The following is an 18,768-nucleotide window of genomic DNA, read 5'->3' as shown; positions in this document are numbered from 1 at the left end:
AGGTGGGGCAGGGTGATGCGGTAGGTGGTGGCCTGCTCGCCGACGGTTTTGCTGATGCCGCGTGGGGGGTCGCGGTGGTCGGGTTGGGGGCGCGGTTCGAGTTTGATCGCAAACCGCAGTTGGTTGACTGTGGCCACCGAGGCCATCTGGGCGTAGTGCTCATCTGAGCCCGCCCCGGCGTACTGGGCGATGACCCCGACCTGATCCAGCGACAGGCGGCCCTCGCGCATTTGTGTGGTGCAGCGGGGGAACTCGTCGAAGCGCTGCGCGACGGCGGCCACGTTTTTGGCGGTGGCATCTGCCATGCCCAGTTTCCAGGCCACCAGCGCTTTGACCGAGCGCACACCTTCGGCGGTTGACCACAGACCGTCGCGGTCGATCTCGGCGATGATTTCCACGATGCGCCCATCGATGGCGTTGCGCTGTCCCGATAACTCGGCCAACTGTCCCAACAGGCCCACCAACCGCTCGTGGGGACCGACATCCACCTGGGCATCCGCAGAAGCGATCGACATGACCACATCATCACAGAAGGGTCCGACAAATCCGGAGCGTCAGTCCTCCAGCGCCCGACCCACGATCAACGGATCAGGCTCACCGACCACTTCGTCGTCCTTGTCGTCATAGTCGAAGCGCGACAACAGGTATCGCATTGCGTTGATCCGACCTCGCTTCTTGTCGTTGCTCTTCACGACGATCCACGGCGCATAGTCGGTGTCGGTCGCAACGAACATCTCCTCCTTGGCCCTGGTGTACTCCTCCCACCTGTTGACCGCCTCCATGTCCATCGACGAGAACTTCCACTGCCGCAACGGATCGACCAGCCGGATCGCGAACCGCGTCCGCTGCTCGGCCGGCGACACCGAGAACCAGAACTTGGTCAGGTGCAGTCCGGAGTTGACCAGCATCTCCTCGAACGCGGGTGCCTGCCGCATGAACTCGGCGTGCTGTTTAGGAGTGCAGAAGCCCATCACCCTCTCCACACCGGCGCGGTTGTACCAGGACCGGTCGAACAGCACCATCTCCCCGCCGGTCGGCAGATGCCTGACGTATCGCTGGAAGTACCACTGCGACTTCTCTTCTTCGGTCGGCTTCTCCAGCGCGACGACCCGTGCGCCGCGTGGGTTGAGGTGCTCCATGAACCGCTGGATCGAGCCGCCCTTACCCGCCGCATCCCGGCCCTCGAACACGATGACGTGCCGCGCTCCGGTGCGCTTGCTCCAGTTCTGCAACTTCAGCAGTTCGATCTGAAGCTGCCGTTTGGTCCGCTCGTATTCGTCGCGACTCATTCGCTCGTCGTACGGATAGCGTTCACGCCACGTCTCGATCGGCTTGCCGTCGCGATCGAGCAGTATCGGATCGTCTTCGTCCTCGTCGTTGACGGTGTATCCGTGGTCGTCGGTCGACAGCGCGTCGAGGTCGATCTCCGAGTCTGCAGTCGTCATCACCGGCTCCTAACGACGCTCGCCTACCCGCAAGCCTGCGCGGCTAATCGCGCTAATCTCAGCGGGTGCGGCTACTCCGCGCCGTCGCCGGCGCCCCGTTCAGCTTCGCGTGGCTGCTCGTCTTGCTCATCACGACCCGCGTGCAGCGCTCGGCAGGACATGGGGGGTCGCGACGGATCCAGCGCAGGAACTCCACGAACCTGCGCCGGCTGCGCAGCGAGCCCCATCGCGTGCTCACCACCAGCTTGTTCTGGCTCGACGACCACAGGTGGTGGCCCTACGTCCCGGTGTTCGTCGGCCTCGTCGCGCCGGCGGAGCGCCGATTGGGTTGGTGGCGTTGGCTTCTCGTCGGGATCGGCGCTCACGTCGTCGCCACCTACGTCGGCCAGAGCTACCTGCGGTTCCTGATTCGGAAGGGCCGCGCGCCGCAGCGGCTCGAGAATGCCCGCGACGTCGGGGTCAGTTACTTCGTCCTCGGGGTGGCCGGTGCCCTGTCGGGCTACACCCGCAAGCCGTGGCGCTCCGGGGCCCAGGCCGCGGCCGCGCTGGCGCTGGCCGGTAACGCCGCCGCCCGGCCCACGTTCACCGAAGTCGGCCACCTGACCGCCTTCCTCGTCGGGCTGGCTGCGGGTCCGCTCGCGCCCGACCGCGACCAGCAGCCCTACCCGGGCATACCCCGCTGACCTCGGCACATCGACGCGAAGGTTTCACAACCTCCACCTCGGGAACGATGTGGCCATGGATTGGGAATGTGCCGTCGTCGGGGGAGGGGCCGCCGGGTTGAGCGCCGCCCTCGTTTTGGGGCGGGCGAGACGGCGCACGATCGTCATCGACGCCGACGAACAGAGCAACCGCGCCGCGAAGGTGATGGGCGGCATGCTCGGCTACGACCAGCGTCCGCCCGCCGAGCTGTACGCACAAGGACGACGCGAGCTGACGGCCTATCCCAGCGTCGAGTACCGGCACGGCTTGATCGTCAGCGGCCGCCCCGTCGACAACGGCTTCATCCTCGAACCCGACGACGGCGATCCCATTCTCGCCAAGCGGGTCCTGCTTGCGACCGGCATGCAGTACTGCCCGCCGGACCTGCCCGGGCTCGCCGAGCTGTGGGGCACCTCGGTTTTCCAGTGTCCGTTCTGCCACGGCTGGGAGATGCGCGACAAGCGGCTCGCCACCATGGCCGCCGGTGAAGAGGCGATGCACTCCGCGCTGATGCTTCGCGGCTGGAGCGACGACGTCGTTCTTCTCACCGACGGACGAACCGATCTGTCGCCGGAAGACAAGAAGGTACTGCACGCCGCCGATGTCACGATCGAGGACCGCCGTGTCGTCGAATTACTCAGCGAGGACGGACAACTGAGCGCGATCGCGTTCGCCGACGGTGACCGGTTGGCCCGCGACGGACTCCTCGTCGAGGCGCCGCTCAAACAGCGCTCAGCGCTCGCCGAGCAGCTGGGCGCCGCGTGCACGCCGGGGCCGCTGGCCGCCGACACGATCAGCATCGACCCGATCCATCGCACCGAGGCCAGCGGGGTGTTCGCCGCGGGTGATCTCTGCAGCGAACAGCCTTACGTGGCAGGCGCGATCGCGGCGGGGTCGAAGGCGGCGATGATCATCGTGCAGAGCCTGCTGGCCGACGAGTTCAGCCTGCCCTACCCCCCGATCTAACCCAGCAGCGCGTCACACATCACGGGTAAGTCCCGTACCCGGATGCCGGTGGCGTGGTAAACGGCGTTGACAGCCGCTGCGGCGGAGCCGACGATGCCGATCTCGCCCGCGCCGCGCGAGCCCATCGGGTTCGAGTGCTTGTCGACGTCGTCGAGCCACATCGCCTCGATCGCCGGGACGTCGGCGTGCGAGCTGAAGTGGTACGTCGCCAGGTCCCTCGTGACGATGTGGCCGAAGCGGGGATCACGCACGCTCTCCTCGTGCAGCGCCATCGACAGCCCCATCGTCATGCCGCCGATCAGCTGTGAGCGCAGCGTCGCCGGATTGATCACCCGGCCGATGGAGAACACGCCGAGCATCCGGGGCACCCGGATCTCGCCCGTGTACCGGCTGACCCGTGCCTCGACGAAATGGGCACCGAAGGAATACATTCCGAAGTTCGGCGCCTCCTCGTTCTCCGGCGCCTCCCTGGTGGTGGTGGTGACGCCGACCTCCGGGTGGTCACCGTGGTCGTGCCGGAACTGTTGTGCCGCAGCGACGATCGCACGTCCCCAGGAGCTGATGCCCGACGAGCCGCCCTCGACCGACGCGGCGGGCAGATCGGTGTCGCCGATCTGCAGGTCGATCGCCGACAGCTCACAGCCCAGCGCATCGGCGGCGATCTGGCTCAACGCGGTCCACGTGCCGGTCCCGATGTCGACCGCGCCGATGCCGACGGAGTAACGGCCCGGGGCGACACATTCGATGCGGGCGCTGTTGCCCGGCTGGATCATCGCGGGATACACCGCGGACGCCACACCGGTACCCACCAACCACTCACCCTCGCAACGGGTTCCCGGCTCGGGATCGCGCGATGCCCAGCCGAACCGCTCCGCACCCGTCTGCAGGCACTCGAGAAGGCGGCGGTCCGACCACGGATTGCCGGTCTCGGGATCGACGTCGGGCTCGTTGCGGATGCGCAGCTCGATCGGGTCGAGCCCGCACGCGACGGCCAGTTCGTCCATCGCGACCTCGAGAGCGAACATGCCCGGACACTCCCCGGGCGCACGCATCCAGAACGGAACGGGCACGTCGAGCGCCACCAACCGGTGTGACGTCTTGCGGTTCGCTCCCGCGTACATCATCCGGGTGGGAACCGCGGCCTGCTCGGCGAATTCCTTGACGGTGGCGGTCTGGGCGATCACGTCGTGGCTCACCGACGTCAACGTCCCGTCACTCTCGGCGCCGAGTCGCAGGTGATGAATGGTGGGCGTGCGATATCCGACGAAGTCGAACATCTGCTGCCGGGTCACGGCGAACTTCACCGGTCGACCTGGAACCCGTTGCGCGGCCATCACCGCGAGCACATTGTGCGAGTGCGGGGCGCCCTTGGAGCCGAAACCCCCACCGACGTTCCTCGCGATCACGCGCACCTTCTCGAGGTCGAGGCCGAACGTCGTCGCCATCTCCTTGCGAACCACGTGGACACCCTGTGTCGAATCCCACAGCGTCAGGGTCTCGTTGTCCCACAACGCGATGCATGCGTGTGGCTCCATCGGATTGTTGTGCTCGTGCGGGGTGGAGTAGGTCTGGTCGACGACGACCGGTGCGTCGCGCAGCGCTGCTTCGTCGTCGCCCTCGGCGGTGTCGGTCGGATGGCCCGCGTTGACCTGCTCGGGTGCGTACAGCTTCGGATGGTCGGCGCGCAGTTCGACGTCGTGCGGGGAAGCGTCGTACTCGACCTGCACCAGTGCCGCTGCCTGACGGGCGGTCTCGGCGCTCTCGGCCACCACCGCACCGATCAACTGGCCGCGGTAATTCACCTGCGGGCCCTGCAGGATCGTGAGGTCGCCGTTGGAGGTGTCGGCGAGCCGCTGCTTGTCGAAAGCGGTGAGCACGGCGAGAACTCCGTCGATCGCCTCGGCCGCCGACGTGTCCATCGTCGTGATCCTGCCGTTGGCGATGGTGGCCTGGATCGGATGGAGGTAGGCGGCGTTCTCGACGGCGTACTCGTAGGCGTAGTCCGCTGTGCCGGTGACCTTGGCGGGCCCGTCGAGCCGGGTGACGCGCGTACCGATGACGCGGGGCTCGAGGGCGGTCATCGTTGCTCGCTCAGTTCGGTCAGGGCGGCGATGACGGTGCGGCGGGTCAGCTCGACCTTGAACTCGTTGCCCGGCGACGGTCGTGCATCCTCGAGTTCGGTGTCTGCGGCCCGGCGGAACGAGTCCTCGGTGGCCGGTGCGCCCGCGAGGATCTCTTCGGCACGGCGAGCACGCCACGGTTTGTGGGCGACGCCGCCGAGCGCGATGCGGGCGCTCGTGACCGCGCCGTCGTCGACGACGAGTTCTGCGGCCACCGACGTCAACGCGAACGCGTAGGAGGCACGGTCGCGCACCTTCCGGTACGTCGATCGAGCTCCGTCCGGCGGCGGAGGGATCTCGACCGCGGTGATCAGCGCGCCGGGCGGTAACTCGGTGTCACGGTCGGGCCGCTCACCGGGCAGCCGGTGAAACTCCGTCAGCGGCAGGCAATGCTCACCGTCGACGTCCACGAACACGACACGCGCGTCGAGCGCGGCCATCGCCACGGCCATGTCCGAAGGATGCACGGCCACACAGTGTTCCGAGGCGCCGAGGATCGCGTGGTAGCGCACGTAGCCGCCGATCGCCGAGCATCCCTCACCCGGCGTGCGTTTGTTGCACGGTGTGGTGACGTCCTGGAAGTACACGCATCGGGTGCGCTGCAACAGGTTTCCCGCAGTGGTTGCGAGGTTGCGCAGCTGGCCGGAGGCCGCCGACAACAGCGCACGCGCGAGGACCGGGTAGCGGCTGCGGACCACGGGGTGGGCGGCGAGGTTGCTGTTGCGGACGTCGGCGCCGACGCGCAGGGTGCCGTCGGGCAACTGGTCGACATCGGCGAGGGGCAGATGCCCGACGTCGACCAGTAGGGACGCCTCGAGGATGCCGAGCTTCATGTGGTCGACGAGGTTGGTTCCGCCGGCGAGGAACACCGCGTCGGGACGGTCGGCGACGGTGGTGACCGCGTCGGCGACGCTGGTGGCGCGGTGGTAGTTGAACGGGATCACCGAGCCGCCTCGCTGATGGCGGCGACGATGTTGGGGTAGGCGGCACACCGGCACAGATTGCCGCTCATCCGTTCGCGGATCTCCTCGGCGGACAGTTCGGGCGGCTTTTCGAGATCGTCGGTGACGTGGCTGGGCGCGCCGGACTTCACCTCGTCGAGCATGCCGACGGCCGAGCAGATCTGGCCGGGCGTGCAGTAGCCGCACTGGAAGCCGTCGTGGTCGAGGAACGCCTGGGCGACGGGATGCAGGGTGTCGCCGTCGCCGAGCCCGGACGCGGTGACGATCTCGGCACCGTCGTGGGCGACCGCGAACGCCAGGCAGGTGGTGGCACGGCGGCCGTCGAGCAGAACCGTGCACGACCCGCACTGACCGTGGTCGCAGCCCTTCTTGGGTGCGGTGACGCCGAGATGCTCACGCAGCAGGTCGAGCACCGTGACGCGGTTGTCGACGTGCACGGAGTGCTCGGTGCCGTCGACGGACACGGTGATGTCGGTGAAGTGGGCTGGCTCCATCGCGTGGAGGTACCCGGGGGAGATGTCACGAAACGGCGCTACTCCTCGTGCAGCTTCTCCTCGAGGATCTTGTCCAGGTCGTCGATGAAGCTGTGGTGGTGGTCGTGGAAATAGCGATGATGGTGAACCGGATCGACCGGCCGCTCCCATACGTGTTCGGGTCCGTAGCTCACGACGCCGTCGTTCCAGGTACCGACCGCCATGTGCTCACAGGGCAGGCGATAAATGATCCCGCCCTCGGCGTTGGTCACCCAGTGAACTTCCTGTTCATCGAAGTTCTCGTCGCACTGCGGACACGTGATCGGGGTCATCGCTCACCGGTCCTTCCGTTGCCTTCCACTGAAGTGTCGCGTTCGCCCGATATCGACGGGTAGGGACAAAAGGCCTTAGTCGCGGTTGCGACAGTCACGACCACTTTCCGGGACCGCGACAATGAATGCATGAGCGCTCAGACCTGGACCATGGATCAAGCGGAGGGCCGCCTCGACATCCGCACCGGCGTCGAGGGCCGGGCGGCAAAGATGGGGCACCGCCTCACCATCGCCGTGAACTCCTGGCATGCCAGGGTCGGATGGTCCGACGGCGAACCCGCCGAGGTGGCGCTCACGGTGGACGTGAATTCGCTCGAGGTGCTCAGCGGCGAGGGCGGTGTTACGCCATTGACCGCACCCGAGAAGGCGCTCGCGCGGTCCAATGCACTGAAAGTGCTGAATGCGAAGCGGTTTCCGCGTATCGAGTTCGAAACCAGCGACATCGAAAAGACCGAACACGGATACCGTCTCAGCGGAGCGGTGCAGATCAACGGCAAGACGCGCGACCATGTCGTCGACGTGATCGTGCAGAAAGTCGACGAGGTGTGGCGCATGTCATGCGAAACCACCGTGCGGCACTCTGACTTCGGGCTCAAGCCGTACTCCATGCTGATGGGAGCGATGAAGGTCGCCGACGCCGTGACCGTCGCATTCACCGCCGAGCGAAATAGCCGGTAGCCTGGCGCACTGAGGAAATCGCCTGTGCTGCTGTGACATCGGGGTCGCCAGGCCACCCGCTGCGGGGAGCGGGTTACGTAGGACGGCGTTGCGGGAACACCACTGATTGCTGCGCTGGTGTCGAGAAGAGAAAGGATGGCATGTGAGCTCCCCGAAGGGCGGTTCCCGTCTGGGCACGCGATTCGGGCCGTATGAGCTGAAGTCTCTGATCGGCGTCGGCGGGATGGGCGAGGTCTACCGCGCCTGGGACACCGCAAAGGAACGGACCGTGGCCATCAAGCTGCTACGTCCGGATATGGCGGCCGATCCCGCCTTTCAGGAACGTTTCCGACGTGAGTCGCGCGTCGCCGCGCGCCTGCAGGAACCACACGTCATCCCGGTTCACGACTTCGGCGACATCGACGGTGTGCTCTACATCGACATGCGCCTCGTCGAGGGGGCCAGCCTCAAGGAGTTGATCCGGACCGCCGGTCCGTTGCCGGCGACGCGGGCGGTGTCGATCATCGCCCAGGTCGCGGCCGCCTTGGACGCCGCGCATTCGAATGGGCTGGTACACCGCGACATCAAGCCCGAGAACGTGCTGTTGACCCACGACGATTTCGCCTACATCGTCGACTTCGGCATCGCGCACGGCGGCGGCGAAGCGAACGTCACCAAGACCGGCCTGGTGATCGGGTCGTGCGCGTACATGGCGCCGGAACGCATCAGCGGCGAACGCGGCGGCCCGGCTTCCGACATCTACTCGCTGACCTGCCTGCTCTACGAATGCCTGACCGGCCGGGCGCCGTACGACTCCGGCGACCTGCGCGAGATCATGGGCGCGCACCTGTTCTCGCCGCCGCCGCGTCCGAGCATCATGCGACGCGGGATCAGCCGGGCGTTCGACGAGGTCATCGAGCGCGGCATGGCCAAGAAGCCCACGGACCGCTACACGACGGCCGGCGAGTTGGCCAAGGCTGCCGCCGCTGCGGCCGAGCAGCCACCGGTCGCGATGCCGATACAGCCACCGCCGCCGGCCCCCTCGACGCGCCAGTTCTCGGCCGTCGACCCGAACCCGGCGAGCACGCGTTACCAACCGATGTACGCGCCGCAGCCGCCACCGCCGACGAATCGCAAGCGTTTCGGCCCGACGCAGGTCGGGCTGGTGGCGGCGACGGTCGTGCTGTTCACCGCGGCGGTGGTGCTGGCCATGGTGCTCGCGTTCGGCAACAACGGAGGCGGTTCGGCGCCGCAGACGCCGCTGGCCGTGCCGCCGTCGACGACGACCCCGACGACGGCCCCGTCCGCGACGACAACCACGACACCGTCGACGCCAACCACCACGACGACGCCCACGACCAGCGGGCCGCCGATCGCCGGGGTGTCGGGCACCGACTCGCAGGGCTTCATCGGGCACACCACGCGTTGCGACGCGGGCAGCACGCCGGTCGCGGCGATTCGGACGGCGCAGTCGCTGGCCGTGATCTGCGAGACGGGTGCCGGCACCTATCAGTACCGCGGGGAGCGCCTGCGCGACGGTGCAAACGTGCAGCTCAACAACGCGCGACCGGTGGGCGGCGGGTTCGTCGCCACCAATCCGGCCGACGGCGCGCGATACGACGTGCAACCCGGCCTGCTGACGATTTCAAGCAACGGCAAGGTCGACTCGGCCGAACCGGCGCTGGAGTACGGCTCAGCGGCCCGCTAACGGCGCGATTTGTGCGTTTAGGAGCGCTCACCGCTCGTTTTGGTACACAAATCGCTCGACGGGACTACGGTTCGGCCAGGGAAACACCATAGATCGGGGGCCTCATGGACAACCGCAGGTACTCGCGCGAGAGCGAACAGGCCCGCAGACAGGAAATCGAACAGGATGCCCGCCGGCTCCGCGAGTTCGAAACCTTCTCAAAATTCTCCGACAAGGACCTGAAGCGCCTGGTCGAAGCCGCGCATCGCACCTCCACGTCGGGGCCGTGGCCGCTGATCCAGGAGCAGACCCCGTCGGACGCCTGCTACATCCTGCTCAGCGGCGAGGTCGGCGTATACGTCGGCCACGACCGCATCGCCGTCGTCGGCCCGGGTGAGGTGATCGGCGAATCGGTGTTGCGTCGCGGCGCGTTGCGCAACGCGACCGTGACGACGACGGGTCGGGCCGAGGTACTGCACATCAACCGCGACGATCTCTCCCGGTTGATCGATGAGATGCCGGCGCTGCGCGAGGCCATGGACGCGACCGTTGCTCGCCATGCACCACAGGCCACCAAGCAGGGCTGAAATCGACCTAACCTCAATCATGGTTTGACGCGAGTGTCAACCCGGGTACGCCGCATGAATGGAACGGCTCAGTGCGTTCGACGCGACGATGCTCTACAGCGAATCATCCAGTGTCCCACTGAATGTCTGTTCAATAGCCTGCCTTGACACCTCGACCATCCCCGGTGGCTACAGTTTCGAACGGGTTCGCGACCACCTGGCCACGCGGTTGAAGGCCCTGCCGGAATTGCGGGCAAAGTTGACCAACAGTCAGCTGAACCTCGACCATCCGGTCTGGGTCGACGACGACGAGTTGGACCTCGAATACCACCTGCACCGCATCGCGCTGCCCGCACCGGGCGGGCGCAACGAACTCGTCAACGTCTGCTCGCGCATCGCGGCGGCGCCGCTGGACCGCAGCAAGCCGCTGTGGGAGATGTGGGTGATCGAGGGCATCTCCGAAACCGATCCGTTCGACGCCGGCGACGTCGCGCTGATGATCAAGGTGCACCACGCCGCGGTGGACGGGGTGTCGGCGGCCAACCTGATCAACAAGCTGTGCGATGTCGAGCCCGACGGTCCACCACCCGAACCCGTCGAGGGCTTCGGCGGGGCCAGACCGCTGGAGATCGCCGCTGGGGGCCTGCTGCGCGCGTTCACCCGTCCCTGGCAACTGACCAGAGCCGTGCCCGCGACGATGTCGACCATCGTCAGCACGATCACCCGCGCCCGTTCGGGCACCGCGATGGCCGCCCCGTTCTCGGCGCCGGCGACGGTGTTCAACGCCGAGATCACCTCCGATCGCACCATCGCGCTGGCGCAGCTGGAGCTCGACGACGTCAAGAAGGTGAAGAACACCTTCGACGTCACGGTCAACGACGTGGTGATGGCGCTGTGTGCCGGCGCCCTGCGTCAGTACCTGCTCAAGCGGGGAGAGCTGCCGGACAAGCCGCTCATCGCGGTGGTCCCGGCGTCGGTGCACGACAAGTCCGACCGCCCCGGCCGCAATCAGCTGTCGGGCTTCTTCAACAACCTGCAGACCCACATCGAGGACCCCGCTGAGCGGTTGCGCGCGATCGCCGAATCCAGCTCTCGCGCAAAGGCTCACAGCGCCGACATCGCTCCCACGCTGTTGGCCGACGTGACCCAGGCGCTGCCGCCCGCATTGTTCGGTGTGGCGATGGACGTGCTGTCGCACACACCGCTCAAGCGCACGCCGATCCACAACGTGGTGATCTCGAATGTGCCGGGACCCCAGGAGACGTTGTACGCGATGGGCGCGGAGATGAAAGCGCTCTACCCGCTCGGCCCGATCTTCCACGGCTCGGGCCTGAACATCACCGTGATGTCGTTGACCGGCAAGTTGAACGTCGGGATCATCGCGTGCCGCAAGCTGGTCAACGACCTCTGGGACCTTGCCGACGGTTTCGAAGGCGCCTTGGACGATCTACTGGCCGCTTGCTGAGCGGTTCGCCGGCTTGATCAACCACAGCGCGAGGATGATCGCCGCGATCGGGCCGACGGCCATGATCAAGCTCAGGGTGTGGATGGCGTCGACGGCGTTGTGCGGGGCCTGTTCCACCACCAGTCGGGCTTGCTCGGGGCTGACCATCTGCGCCCCGTGACCGCCGTGCACGGTCAGCAGCGCCTCGCGTGTCTCGGCGCGCGTGATGCCGGATCGAGACAAGTCGTGGGCGCTGTCGGTGAGGAACAGGTTGATGCCCACGAGCGCGAAAAGCGCGGGCCCCAGCGAGTATCCGCCTTCGTTGACCGCGCTCTTGACCGCAGACACCGCGCCGCCGAGATCGGTTGGGGCGCTGCTCATCATGATCATCGCCTGCGGGGTCGTGACGAGGGCGCCGCCGACCACGATCAGCGCGGTGGTGATGAACACCGTCGTACGCGTCGTGTCGAGGTCGAAGAGCCGCATCGTCAGCAGCCCGCCGAGCATGACGATGAGCCCGCTGATCATCACGGTGCGGGGGCTGAACCGGTTGGCGGCGGGGCCGGCGGAGGTGGCGGCGACGGCAGCCAAGGCGGTGGCGGGGATCAGCAGCAGGCCGAACAGCTCGTGGGATTCCTTGCGGACCGTGACGAGATAGAACGACAGCAACACCATCGACCCGCCGAGCACGATGTTGAACAGCACGCCGGCGGTCACCGCGGCGTTGAACCGGCCCGACCGGAACACCCGCATGTCGAGCGCCGGGTCCGTGGCGCGCAACTCCTGCATGACGAATGCGCATCCGGCCACCAGGCCGACTCCGATCGCCACCAGGCCGACGGTGTTGATGCCGGTCTCGATGCGCGAGACGCCGAAGATCAGCCCCAGCAGCGCGACGGCGAACAACGCCATCCCGAGTATGTCGAGGCGCCGCCCCGCTCGCACCGTCTCGGGCACGAACCGCCACGTGACGAGCAACCCGAGGACACCGATGACCGGCGCCACGAAAAAGCAGGCGCGCCAGCCGATCGCGTGACCGAGCATGCCGCTGATCGCGGGCATCGGGGTCGCGACGGCGTACCCGACACCGAAGTAGGCGGCGATCGCCGCGGCCCGACGGCCCGGCGGGAACACCGCGTTGGTGATCGCCAGCGACAGGCCGATCAGGAACGCCAGCATCACGCCTCCGCCCGCGCGGGCGACGATCAACACCGCTGGCGCCGGTGCGGCGGCGGCGAGCACGCTGAACGTGATGGCACCGGTCAATCCGAGCAGATACATCCGCCGCATGCCGTACAGGTCGCCGAGCGCGCCGGCGCTCAGGACCGCCGCCGCCATGGTCAGGGTGGCCAGGCTGGCGACGAATGTCGCGGTGGATCCGGTGATGCCCACGCCGCTCGAGACGAGTTGCAGGTTGGCCGAGAAGGTGGTCGGGTCGCCGATCGCGATCGCATACCCGAGGCCCATCGCGAGCACCGTCATGACAGCGGCGAACCCCGATACCTGACGCTGCTCGGCGTCGACGCGAGTACCGTCCGGCACGCGCGGAATGTTACCGGCGTAGAAGCGCCGTCATCACCTCTTTCGAGGGCACGGCCGCGGCGGTCACGGCGATGGTGTGCCGCCCTACGGGCACCCGCACGTGCGCACCGGTCGGTTCGCCGTCGAGCAGAACCGCCACGTCGGGCGGTAACGCGGCGAGTTCGACACGCGTCTCCGTGTCGGTCGAGATGTCGATGGACGACGTGTCCAGCGACGCGAGCCCGGCCCGCGCGACGTCGACGGTGAGGCCCCCGACACCCGTCAGTTTCAACGTCAGGAACGGCAGGGGCTCGACGGCCGCGCCTGTGCGCCAGAGCAGTTCGGTGTACAGGCCGGGAGACAGGTCGAGGTCGGGTTCGACACCGCGGCGGCGGCGGATGGTGCGCGTCGGGTCGGGGCGCGCATACGACCGCGCGTCGACCGACGCGATAGCGCCACGCCTCCCGGCGAGCGCGGGATCGGCGGTCAGGTTCGACAACCACCAAACCCGCTGCGGCCCAAGGCCGAGATCGGGTCGCACCAGCTCCGGGTACCACGAGTAGGTGATGTGCCCGGGGTCGGCCTGGCGAAGCCCAGTGCCCATATGCGCAATCGGATCGTCGAACTCGTCGTCGAGCACCCAGGTCACGTGGTCCTCGAAGGGGTAGACGGTGAAGCGGTAGCGGTAGCCCAGCCGGTCGAGTTCGAGCACCTGCGACAGCACCGATGTGATCGGTACGAACTGGTCCAGCACGCCGTGTGCGATGACGAACGGAAGCCATCGCCCGTTCGGCAGCAGTTCCCAGGTGTCGCCTTCGCGGGCGCAGTGCGAGTCGAAGTCGAGGTCGCCGGGTACGTCGACGTCGGGCAGCAGGCGCACACCGCAGACGGGAGGCCCGGCCAGGACGACGGCCTGGGCGAACACCTGCGGGTAGGTCAGTCCCAGTTTGTAGGCCGCGTAACCACCCATGGAGTAGCCCGAGACGACGGTGCGGTTGGGATCGGTGCCGAGTTGTTCGGCCACCCGCGCCCACACCTCCCACACGTCGAGTTCGCCTTCGTCGAAGTACCAGCACGACGGACCCCGGGCCAGCGGCGTCACCACTACCGATTCGCGGTCCTCACAGACCTGATGCAGCAGGCGTGGGTCGATCGCGGCGAACTGGTTCTGCCCCAACGCAAGTGAGTGCAACAACAGGGTCAACGGTAGCTGCCGGCCGGGGGTGTGCGTCGAGGGCAGGCACACCGAGTAGGGCTGGACGCGGCCGAGGAACTGTGGGTCGGTGCTCAGAATGTTCGTCTTGGCGACGCCCTGGCCCAGCTCGATCGAGGAGACGTACCAGCGGGTGGAGGTACCGCGGACGATCGGCTCCTCGGTGGTGGTGCGGTCGACGAGCTGGTCCCAAGCGATCGGAACCGAGAACTCGGTGACGTCGCCGTCGCTGAGCGCTGCGGCTTGGGCCTGATCCGACCAGAAGTTCAGGTGCGCCTTCTCCTGCTGGTGGGTGCGGAAGGCGACGTTGTAGACGTTCGGCTGGCCCGGCCGTGCGCCGCGGCCGACGGGCACGTCGGCGAAACCGTCACCGGCGTCGTTGGCCAAGCCGGCGGCCAGCCGGACCGTCCACGTGCCCTCCGGTTCGGCCAGTGGGCGGGGCACTTTGGCGAGGAAGGACCGGGACTGCATGTCGACCTCGTGCTCGACCGCTGTCGACGACTGCGTGGTGAGGTCGATCAGCTGCGCGCCTTTGGCGGAGATGAGTAGGGCGGTGTCGATGCCGGCAGAGGTGACACCGGCTTTCGCGGGCCACTTGTTCGTGGGCGCCGCGGCGCGATCGGTGTCAAAAGTGAACAGCGCGACGGGGATTGACGGGTCGATCAGGGTGTTCCAGTCGACGCGCCACCACGTGTGGGTGTCGGTGAGGCCGATCGCGACGCGGAAGATGTCGGCACCGTTGCGGGCCGCGGCTCCGTCGGGGTAGACGTAGGTGCCGCGCGGGGGCACCAGCCCGCCGGTCGGGATGTCGACGAGCAAGCCGGTCGCACCGTGGTCGTCGTAGAGGAAGTCGGTCCAGAAGAACGCGCCGTCGGCGTAGCGGCCGGTACCGCAGGTGCGGGTGAACTCTTCGCCGAACGGCCAGCTCTTTGGGGCGGGAAGCTTGGGTTCAGGGCGCAATGCCGCGAGTGGCACGCCTTCGGGCATGCCGTCGATGACGACGAGTTCGGAAGCTGCAGCGGGCGATTCGGGGGTGACGGCTTTCAGCACGTGGTCGGCCGCGCGGCGTCCGATCCGGAGGGGCAGCAGCGCCAGGTCGATGAGGGACATGACCCCAACGTAGGAGGAGTGCGGCGTCCCGCGGGGGATTTACGACCGGAGTCTCAGCAGGGCGCTTTGATCTCGAAGGGCATGGTCCGCGACTGGCCCGGATTGCGCGGATCGGAGCCGACGACGGTGCCGGAGATGGTGTAGACAGTGCCGTCAGTGGTGGCCTCGGCCTTACCGTAGTTGCCGCCGGCGACGCCGTTCAGGTCGTTGATGTTCTGGATGTTGACGGTCCGGACGACCGGCTGAGCGCCGCCGAGTTCCAAGAACACCTCGGCCCGTCCCGGCTTGGCGTTCGCGTCGATCAGCAACGACCATTCGTGCTGGCTGCACTCGACGGATTGGGTTTGCACGGTGGTGCCGTCGACGGTGACTTCGCCGGAATGCGCGGGTGGTTCGGTGGGCGTCGACCCGGTCAAGCCGCATCCGGAGACGACGGCCGCCGCCGCCACCGCTGCTAGTCCACTCGATCGAAAACCCATCGCACACCTCCACCCCGCACTGCAGGCTACTCCCAGGACCGTGGGCGATCGGCGACTTTAGTACCGTTTTGCCCCAAAACGGCCGGGGTAATAAAGCCGAGTGTCAGGCGGTCCGGCGAGAGCATGAGCTTCAAGGGCGCGGTCAACGATGCCACCGGAAGTCGCGTGGTCCAATTTTTCGCGCGTGCGGGATATCCGGTCAGCGGGACTTTGCACCTGCTCGTGGGTTACACGATCCTGCGGATCGCGCTGGGCCTCGGCGGTGAGGCCGACCAGTCCGGTGCGCTGGCGACGTTAGCGACCGAGGGTGGCGGGACCTTCTCGTTGTGGATCGTCGCCGGTGGGCTCATCGCGCTGGCGATGTGGCGGTTCGCCGAAACGGTCTTGGGGCTGCATCCCGGTGAAAGCACCGAGGCGCACAAACGCGACTCGCCACTCATGAACCGGCTCAGGGCTTTTGGGCTGGCCTTGGTGTACTGCGCGGTGGCTTTCACCGCCATCCAGTTCGCGCTGGGCGCCAGGACGAAGGGCAGCGAGCAGACCTCCGGTCTGAGCGCGCGGTTGATGCAGTCCGACGGCGGCAAGGCGGTTCTGGTGCTCGCGGGGCTGGCGATCGCGGTGATCGGCGCCTACTTCGTCCACAAAGGCGCGTCACGGAAGTTTCTCAAAGACCTCACCGTCCCGGGTGGCCGGCTGATCACGGTGCTGGGCATCTGCGGTCACGTCGCCGAGGGTTTGGTGTTGTTCGCGGCGGGCCTCTCCGTTGTCGTCGCGACCTACGTGAGCGATCCAACCAAGTCGACGGGACTCGACGGAGCGGTCAAGGCACTCGGACGCGCGCACTACGGTGAGGCGATCTTGATCGCCGCGGCAACGGGTTTCGCGGCCTACGGGTTGTACAGCTTCGCACTGGCCCGGTACTCCCGCATGTGAGGTTTTCGTTCGTCGCCGTCGAGGTATCCGAGAGGCAATTCGAGCCGAGGAGGAATCGTGAGCGCAGCGGACAAGGCGAGGAACAAGGTCGATAACCTCGCTGGCAAGGCCAAGGAGGCGGTCGGCAACATGACGGGCGACCCGCGCACTCGTGACGAGGGCCGTGGCCGTCAGGCGAAGGCCAACTTCAAGGACGCCGGCGAGAAGATCAAGGACGCCTTCAAGAAGTAGTCACCTGGCTCAGTCGTAGATGACGGCCAGTCCCCGGCGCCGCAGGTCTTCCAAGCCGTCGAGCATGGCCTGAATCTGCTCGGGTGGATGGCCCACCCAGTCGGTGATCTCGCCGACGATTCTGACCGGCTCGCGGGTGCGGTACGAGCGCGTCGGATTGCCGGGAAACTTCTTGTCGGTGACGTTCGGGTCGTCCTCCACGGCGCCCAGTGGTTCGACGATGTAGACGCGGCCGCGTCCCTCACCTGGCGCCAGCTCGGCTCCCCAGGTGGCGGCGTCCAGCGTCTGCGTCACATAGACGTGGTTGGAGATGCGCCCGTCCTCGAAGTTCGAGGGGCGCCCCGGCACCAGCAGGTCGCCCAGGGCGAGGTCGGCCTTCGTGCCGTGAAGGTAGGCACCAGACTCGTGGACTTCGAACGGTTTTGGCGGGTTCGACACACTGCTCCTTTGTCCGTTGTGTGCGTGGCCGGACGATTGTGCAGCACGTCAGGGGCCTTGCCGCAAGCCCCACCTCCTGTCGTACAGTGAGAGTGGGAGTAAGCCTGTCAGCTCGTCAATTTCTCGAGCGGAAACCGGTGCGCGTAGACGTCGGGGTCTGAGCAGTCGAATCCGGTGGGCAGGCTCGGCGAAGTGGCGGTCATGGAGCGGAGTCGAGCTGGGACCGCAGATAACCGAGCACCTCGTCCGCGGTGGCGAAGCCGCCGAGGTGGCTTTCCTGGTGTCGCAGAACGAGTTCGGCGTTGGGCAACAGATCGATGGCGGCCTCCGCGCACCGTAGGGGCACGATGTTGTCCGCATCGCCATGCCACCACCGCACCGGTGCGCTGACGTCGCCGAGCCGAAAACCCCAGTCCCGGCCGAAGAGTCGGGCGTCATCGACGATCGCCTGAAAGCGACCCTTGGAGACGAGGATGAGGTCCTCGATGAACATGCCCTCCATTTCGGAGTCCTTGAGTACCCGCCGGTCGCCCTCGGGCACCACACTGGCGTAGGCCTGGCAGGCGTAGTGCGCGAGCGGCAACACCGGCAGCAGCAACACGTGAACCGCTTCGGCGATGGGCCGGCGAAACCCGTGCAGGACTGGTGCGAAACGGCGGGCCAGGTCGATGGCACCCGTGGCGAGGGCGTCGGGTCCCACCGACGGGACGACGCCGCCGAGCACCGCCACCGCGGCGACTCGGCTGGACAGCGGCGGCACGGCGGCGCAGGCCAAGGCGTAGGGGCCGCCGCCGGACAGGCCCGCCACCGCGAGGCGTTCGGCGCCGAGGTCGTCGGCGACGTGCGTCATGTCTGCCGCCCAGTCCGCCACGGACTCATAGGGGTGGGGGTCGGAGAGGCCGGTTCCCGGGCGGCCGATGACGATCACGCGCAGGTTGAGCTTCTCGGCAGCGCGGCGCCCGAGGAGTGGGAACTGGCGACGGCCGCCGGGTGTGCCGTGAAACCACAGCACCGGGTCACCGTCCGGGGCTCCGAACTCCGCGAAACCGAGGCGGCGGCCGCCGGGCAGGTAGAAGCGTCCCTCGGCGCGGGGCTTCTCGACCCGAGGGACGCGAACCGGGTGGCGGACCAGGTTGACCATTCCGGCTGAATCCTAAGCACGCCCGGTCGGCGTCCGGTCGGAAATGGTCTATTCGGTGACCGGTGGAAGAGGCTCCTCCGGGCGGACGAGATCGCTTGGCTGACAGCGCTGATCGGGATAGGTCTCGTGATGGTAGGGGTACTCGGAATTCAATTCCCAGGGAAACGGCATACGCTCTCCATCGGCGTGGGCAACAGCCCATGACGCTACGCACCGGTTAGCAGTGCCGGGTAACTATCCGATATGGAATGGGTCGCGAATGTAGAACATGAATTCTTGTGTGCCTGAGTTCATTCGGGCCGCTCGAAGTGCTGGTAATCCTTCGGGTTCTGCCAGTCGCCGCCCCAC

The 18,768-nt window shown here is 67.2% G+C and carries 20 protein-coding genes; 8 read left to right on the top strand and 12 right to left on the bottom strand.

All coding sequences use genetic code 11. The features are described 5' to 3' along the window. The coding region (locus AU198_RS17860; protein ID WP_156431660.1) for a DUF222 domain-containing protein at positions 1–515 on the bottom strand (515 nt) is incomplete at its 3' end. A gap of 39 nt (positions 516–554) precedes the next feature. Continuing rightward, positions 555–1,445 carry a polyphosphate kinase 2 gene (ppk2, locus tag AU198_RS17855; RefSeq protein ID WP_064349827.1) on the bottom strand — a complete coding sequence of 297 codons (891 nt, stop codon included), beginning with the start codon at positions 1,443–1,445 and terminating at the stop codon, positions 555–557. Positions 1,446–1,510: 65 nt separating this feature from the next. On the opposite strand from ppk2, the gene AU198_RS17850 reads away from it, so the two are divergent. Further along, positions 1,511–2,128: a rhomboid-like protein gene (locus AU198_RS17850; protein ID WP_064349825.1), complete on the top strand. Its 618-nt coding sequence runs from the start codon at positions 1,511–1,513 to the stop codon at positions 2,126–2,128. A gap of 55 nt (positions 2,129–2,183) precedes the next feature. After that, on the top strand, positions 2,184–3,113 hold the full coding sequence (locus tag AU198_RS17845) for an NAD(P)/FAD-dependent oxidoreductase (RefSeq protein WP_064349831.1): 930 nt from the start codon (positions 2,184–2,186) through the stop codon (positions 3,111–3,113). On the opposite strand, the gene AU198_RS17840 is transcribed toward AU198_RS17845, so the two are convergent. Genes AU198_RS17840 through AU198_RS17825 form a run of 4 tightly spaced genes read right to left on the bottom strand, consistent with a single transcriptional unit; the run spans position 3,110 to position 7,000 of the window. Further along, the gene (locus tag AU198_RS17840) at positions 3,110–5,194 is read right to left on the bottom strand and encodes a xanthine dehydrogenase family protein molybdopterin-binding subunit (protein ID WP_064349824.1); all 2,085 of its coding nucleotides are present in this window, start codon (positions 5,192–5,194) and stop codon (positions 3,110–3,112) included. The genes AU198_RS17845 and AU198_RS17840 overlap by 4 nt on opposite strands. After that, a complete protein-coding gene (locus tag AU198_RS17835; protein WP_064349823.1) occupies positions 5,191–6,177 on the bottom strand; it encodes an FAD binding domain-containing protein in 987 nt (328 codons plus the stop codon). Before AU198_RS17835 ends, AU198_RS17840 begins: the two co-directional genes overlap by 4 nt. Beyond that, entirely contained in the window at positions 6,174–6,689 is a 516-nt protein-coding gene (locus AU198_RS17830; RefSeq protein ID WP_064349821.1) for a 2Fe-2S iron-sulfur cluster-binding protein, read from the bottom strand. The genes AU198_RS17835 and AU198_RS17830 overlap by 4 nt, the downstream gene beginning before the upstream one ends. Before the next feature lie 38 nt (positions 6,690–6,727). Further along, positions 6,728–7,000 carry a hypothetical protein gene (locus AU198_RS17825; protein ID WP_064349820.1) on the bottom strand — a complete coding sequence of 91 codons (273 nt, stop codon included), beginning with the start codon at positions 6,998–7,000 and terminating at the stop codon, positions 6,728–6,730. 129 nt (positions 7,001–7,129) lie between these two features. On the opposite strand from AU198_RS17825, the gene AU198_RS17820 reads away from it, so the two are divergent. The 4 genes from AU198_RS17820 (at position 7,130) to AU198_RS17805 (ending at position 11,375) form a co-directional block, all read left to right on the top strand. After that, on the top strand, positions 7,130–7,678 hold the full coding sequence (locus tag AU198_RS17820) for a YceI family protein (protein WP_064349819.1): 549 nt from the start codon (positions 7,130–7,132) through the stop codon (positions 7,676–7,678). A 142-nt stretch (positions 7,679–7,820) separates the two neighbouring features. Next, positions 7,821–9,365: a serine/threonine-protein kinase gene (locus tag AU198_RS17815; RefSeq protein WP_064349817.1), complete on the top strand. Its 1,545-nt coding sequence runs from the start codon at positions 7,821–7,823 to the stop codon at positions 9,363–9,365. A gap of 104 nt (positions 9,366–9,469) precedes the next feature. Next, positions 9,470–9,931, top strand: coding sequence for a Crp/Fnr family transcriptional regulator (locus AU198_RS17810; RefSeq protein WP_064349815.1), 462 nt, complete (start codon positions 9,470–9,472; stop codon positions 9,929–9,931). Positions 9,932–9,989: 58 nt separating this feature from the next. After that, positions 9,990–11,375 (top strand): WS/DGAT/MGAT family O-acyltransferase, encoded by a 1,386-nt coding sequence (locus AU198_RS17805; RefSeq protein ID WP_064349814.1) that lies wholly within the window; start codon positions 9,990–9,992, stop codon positions 11,373–11,375. Here the strand turns inward: AU198_RS17805 and AU198_RS17800 are convergent. The 3 genes from AU198_RS17800 to AU198_RS17790 are packed head-to-tail and all read right to left on the bottom strand — an operon-like array spanning position 11,358 to position 15,677. Beyond that, positions 11,358–12,896: an MFS transporter gene (locus AU198_RS17800; RefSeq protein ID WP_231744708.1), complete on the bottom strand. Its 1,539-nt coding sequence runs from the start codon at positions 12,894–12,896 to the stop codon at positions 11,358–11,360. The two genes, AU198_RS17805 and AU198_RS17800, sit on opposite strands and share 18 nt — an antisense overlap. Positions 12,897–12,906: 10 nt before the next feature. Further along, the gene (locus AU198_RS17795) at positions 12,907–15,198 is read right to left on the bottom strand and encodes an alpha/beta hydrolase-fold protein (RefSeq protein ID WP_064349813.1); all 2,292 of its coding nucleotides are present in this window, start codon (positions 15,196–15,198) and stop codon (positions 12,907–12,909) included. 53 nt (positions 15,199–15,251) lie between these two features. Continuing rightward, complete coding sequence (locus AU198_RS17790; RefSeq protein ID WP_064349810.1) at positions 15,252–15,677, bottom strand: lipoprotein LpqH; 426 nt, start codon at positions 15,675–15,677, stop codon at positions 15,252–15,254. Between the two features lie 123 nt (positions 15,678–15,800). On the opposite strand from AU198_RS17790, the gene AU198_RS17785 reads away from it, so the two are divergent. Continuing rightward, complete coding sequence (locus AU198_RS17785) at positions 15,801–16,610, top strand: DUF1206 domain-containing protein (protein ID WP_064349809.1); 810 nt, start codon at positions 15,801–15,803, stop codon at positions 16,608–16,610. 57 nt (positions 16,611–16,667) lie between these two features. Next, a complete protein-coding gene (locus AU198_RS17780; RefSeq protein WP_064349808.1) occupies positions 16,668–16,841 on the top strand; it encodes a CsbD family protein in 174 nt (57 codons plus the stop codon). Positions 16,842–16,850: 9 nt separating this feature from the next. Here AU198_RS17780 and arr read toward each other — a convergent pair whose 3' ends face one another. From arr to AU198_RS26920, 3 genes are all read right to left on the bottom strand, one after another. Beyond that, on the bottom strand, positions 16,851–17,279 hold the full coding sequence (gene arr, locus AU198_RS17775) for an NAD(+)--rifampin ADP-ribosyltransferase (RefSeq protein ID WP_064349806.1): 429 nt from the start codon (positions 17,277–17,279) through the stop codon (positions 16,851–16,853). A 199-nt stretch (positions 17,280–17,478) separates the two neighbouring features. Further along, positions 17,479–18,420 (bottom strand): alpha/beta fold hydrolase, encoded by a 942-nt coding sequence (locus tag AU198_RS17770; RefSeq protein WP_064349805.1) that lies wholly within the window; start codon positions 18,418–18,420, stop codon positions 17,479–17,481. A 290-nt stretch (positions 18,421–18,710) separates the two neighbouring features. Next, a partial coding sequence (locus AU198_RS26920; protein ID WP_197416151.1) for a M15 family metallopeptidase occupies positions 18,711–18,768 on the bottom strand: 58 nt, incomplete at its 5' end.

This window comes from Mycobacterium sp. GA-1199, from assembly GCF_001500045.1.
Classification (GTDB): domain Bacteria; phylum Actinomycetota; class Actinomycetes; order Mycobacteriales; family Mycobacteriaceae; genus Mycobacterium.
Note: the sequence above shows the minus strand (reverse complement) of the source record. Positions and strands in the feature narration are given on the sequence as shown.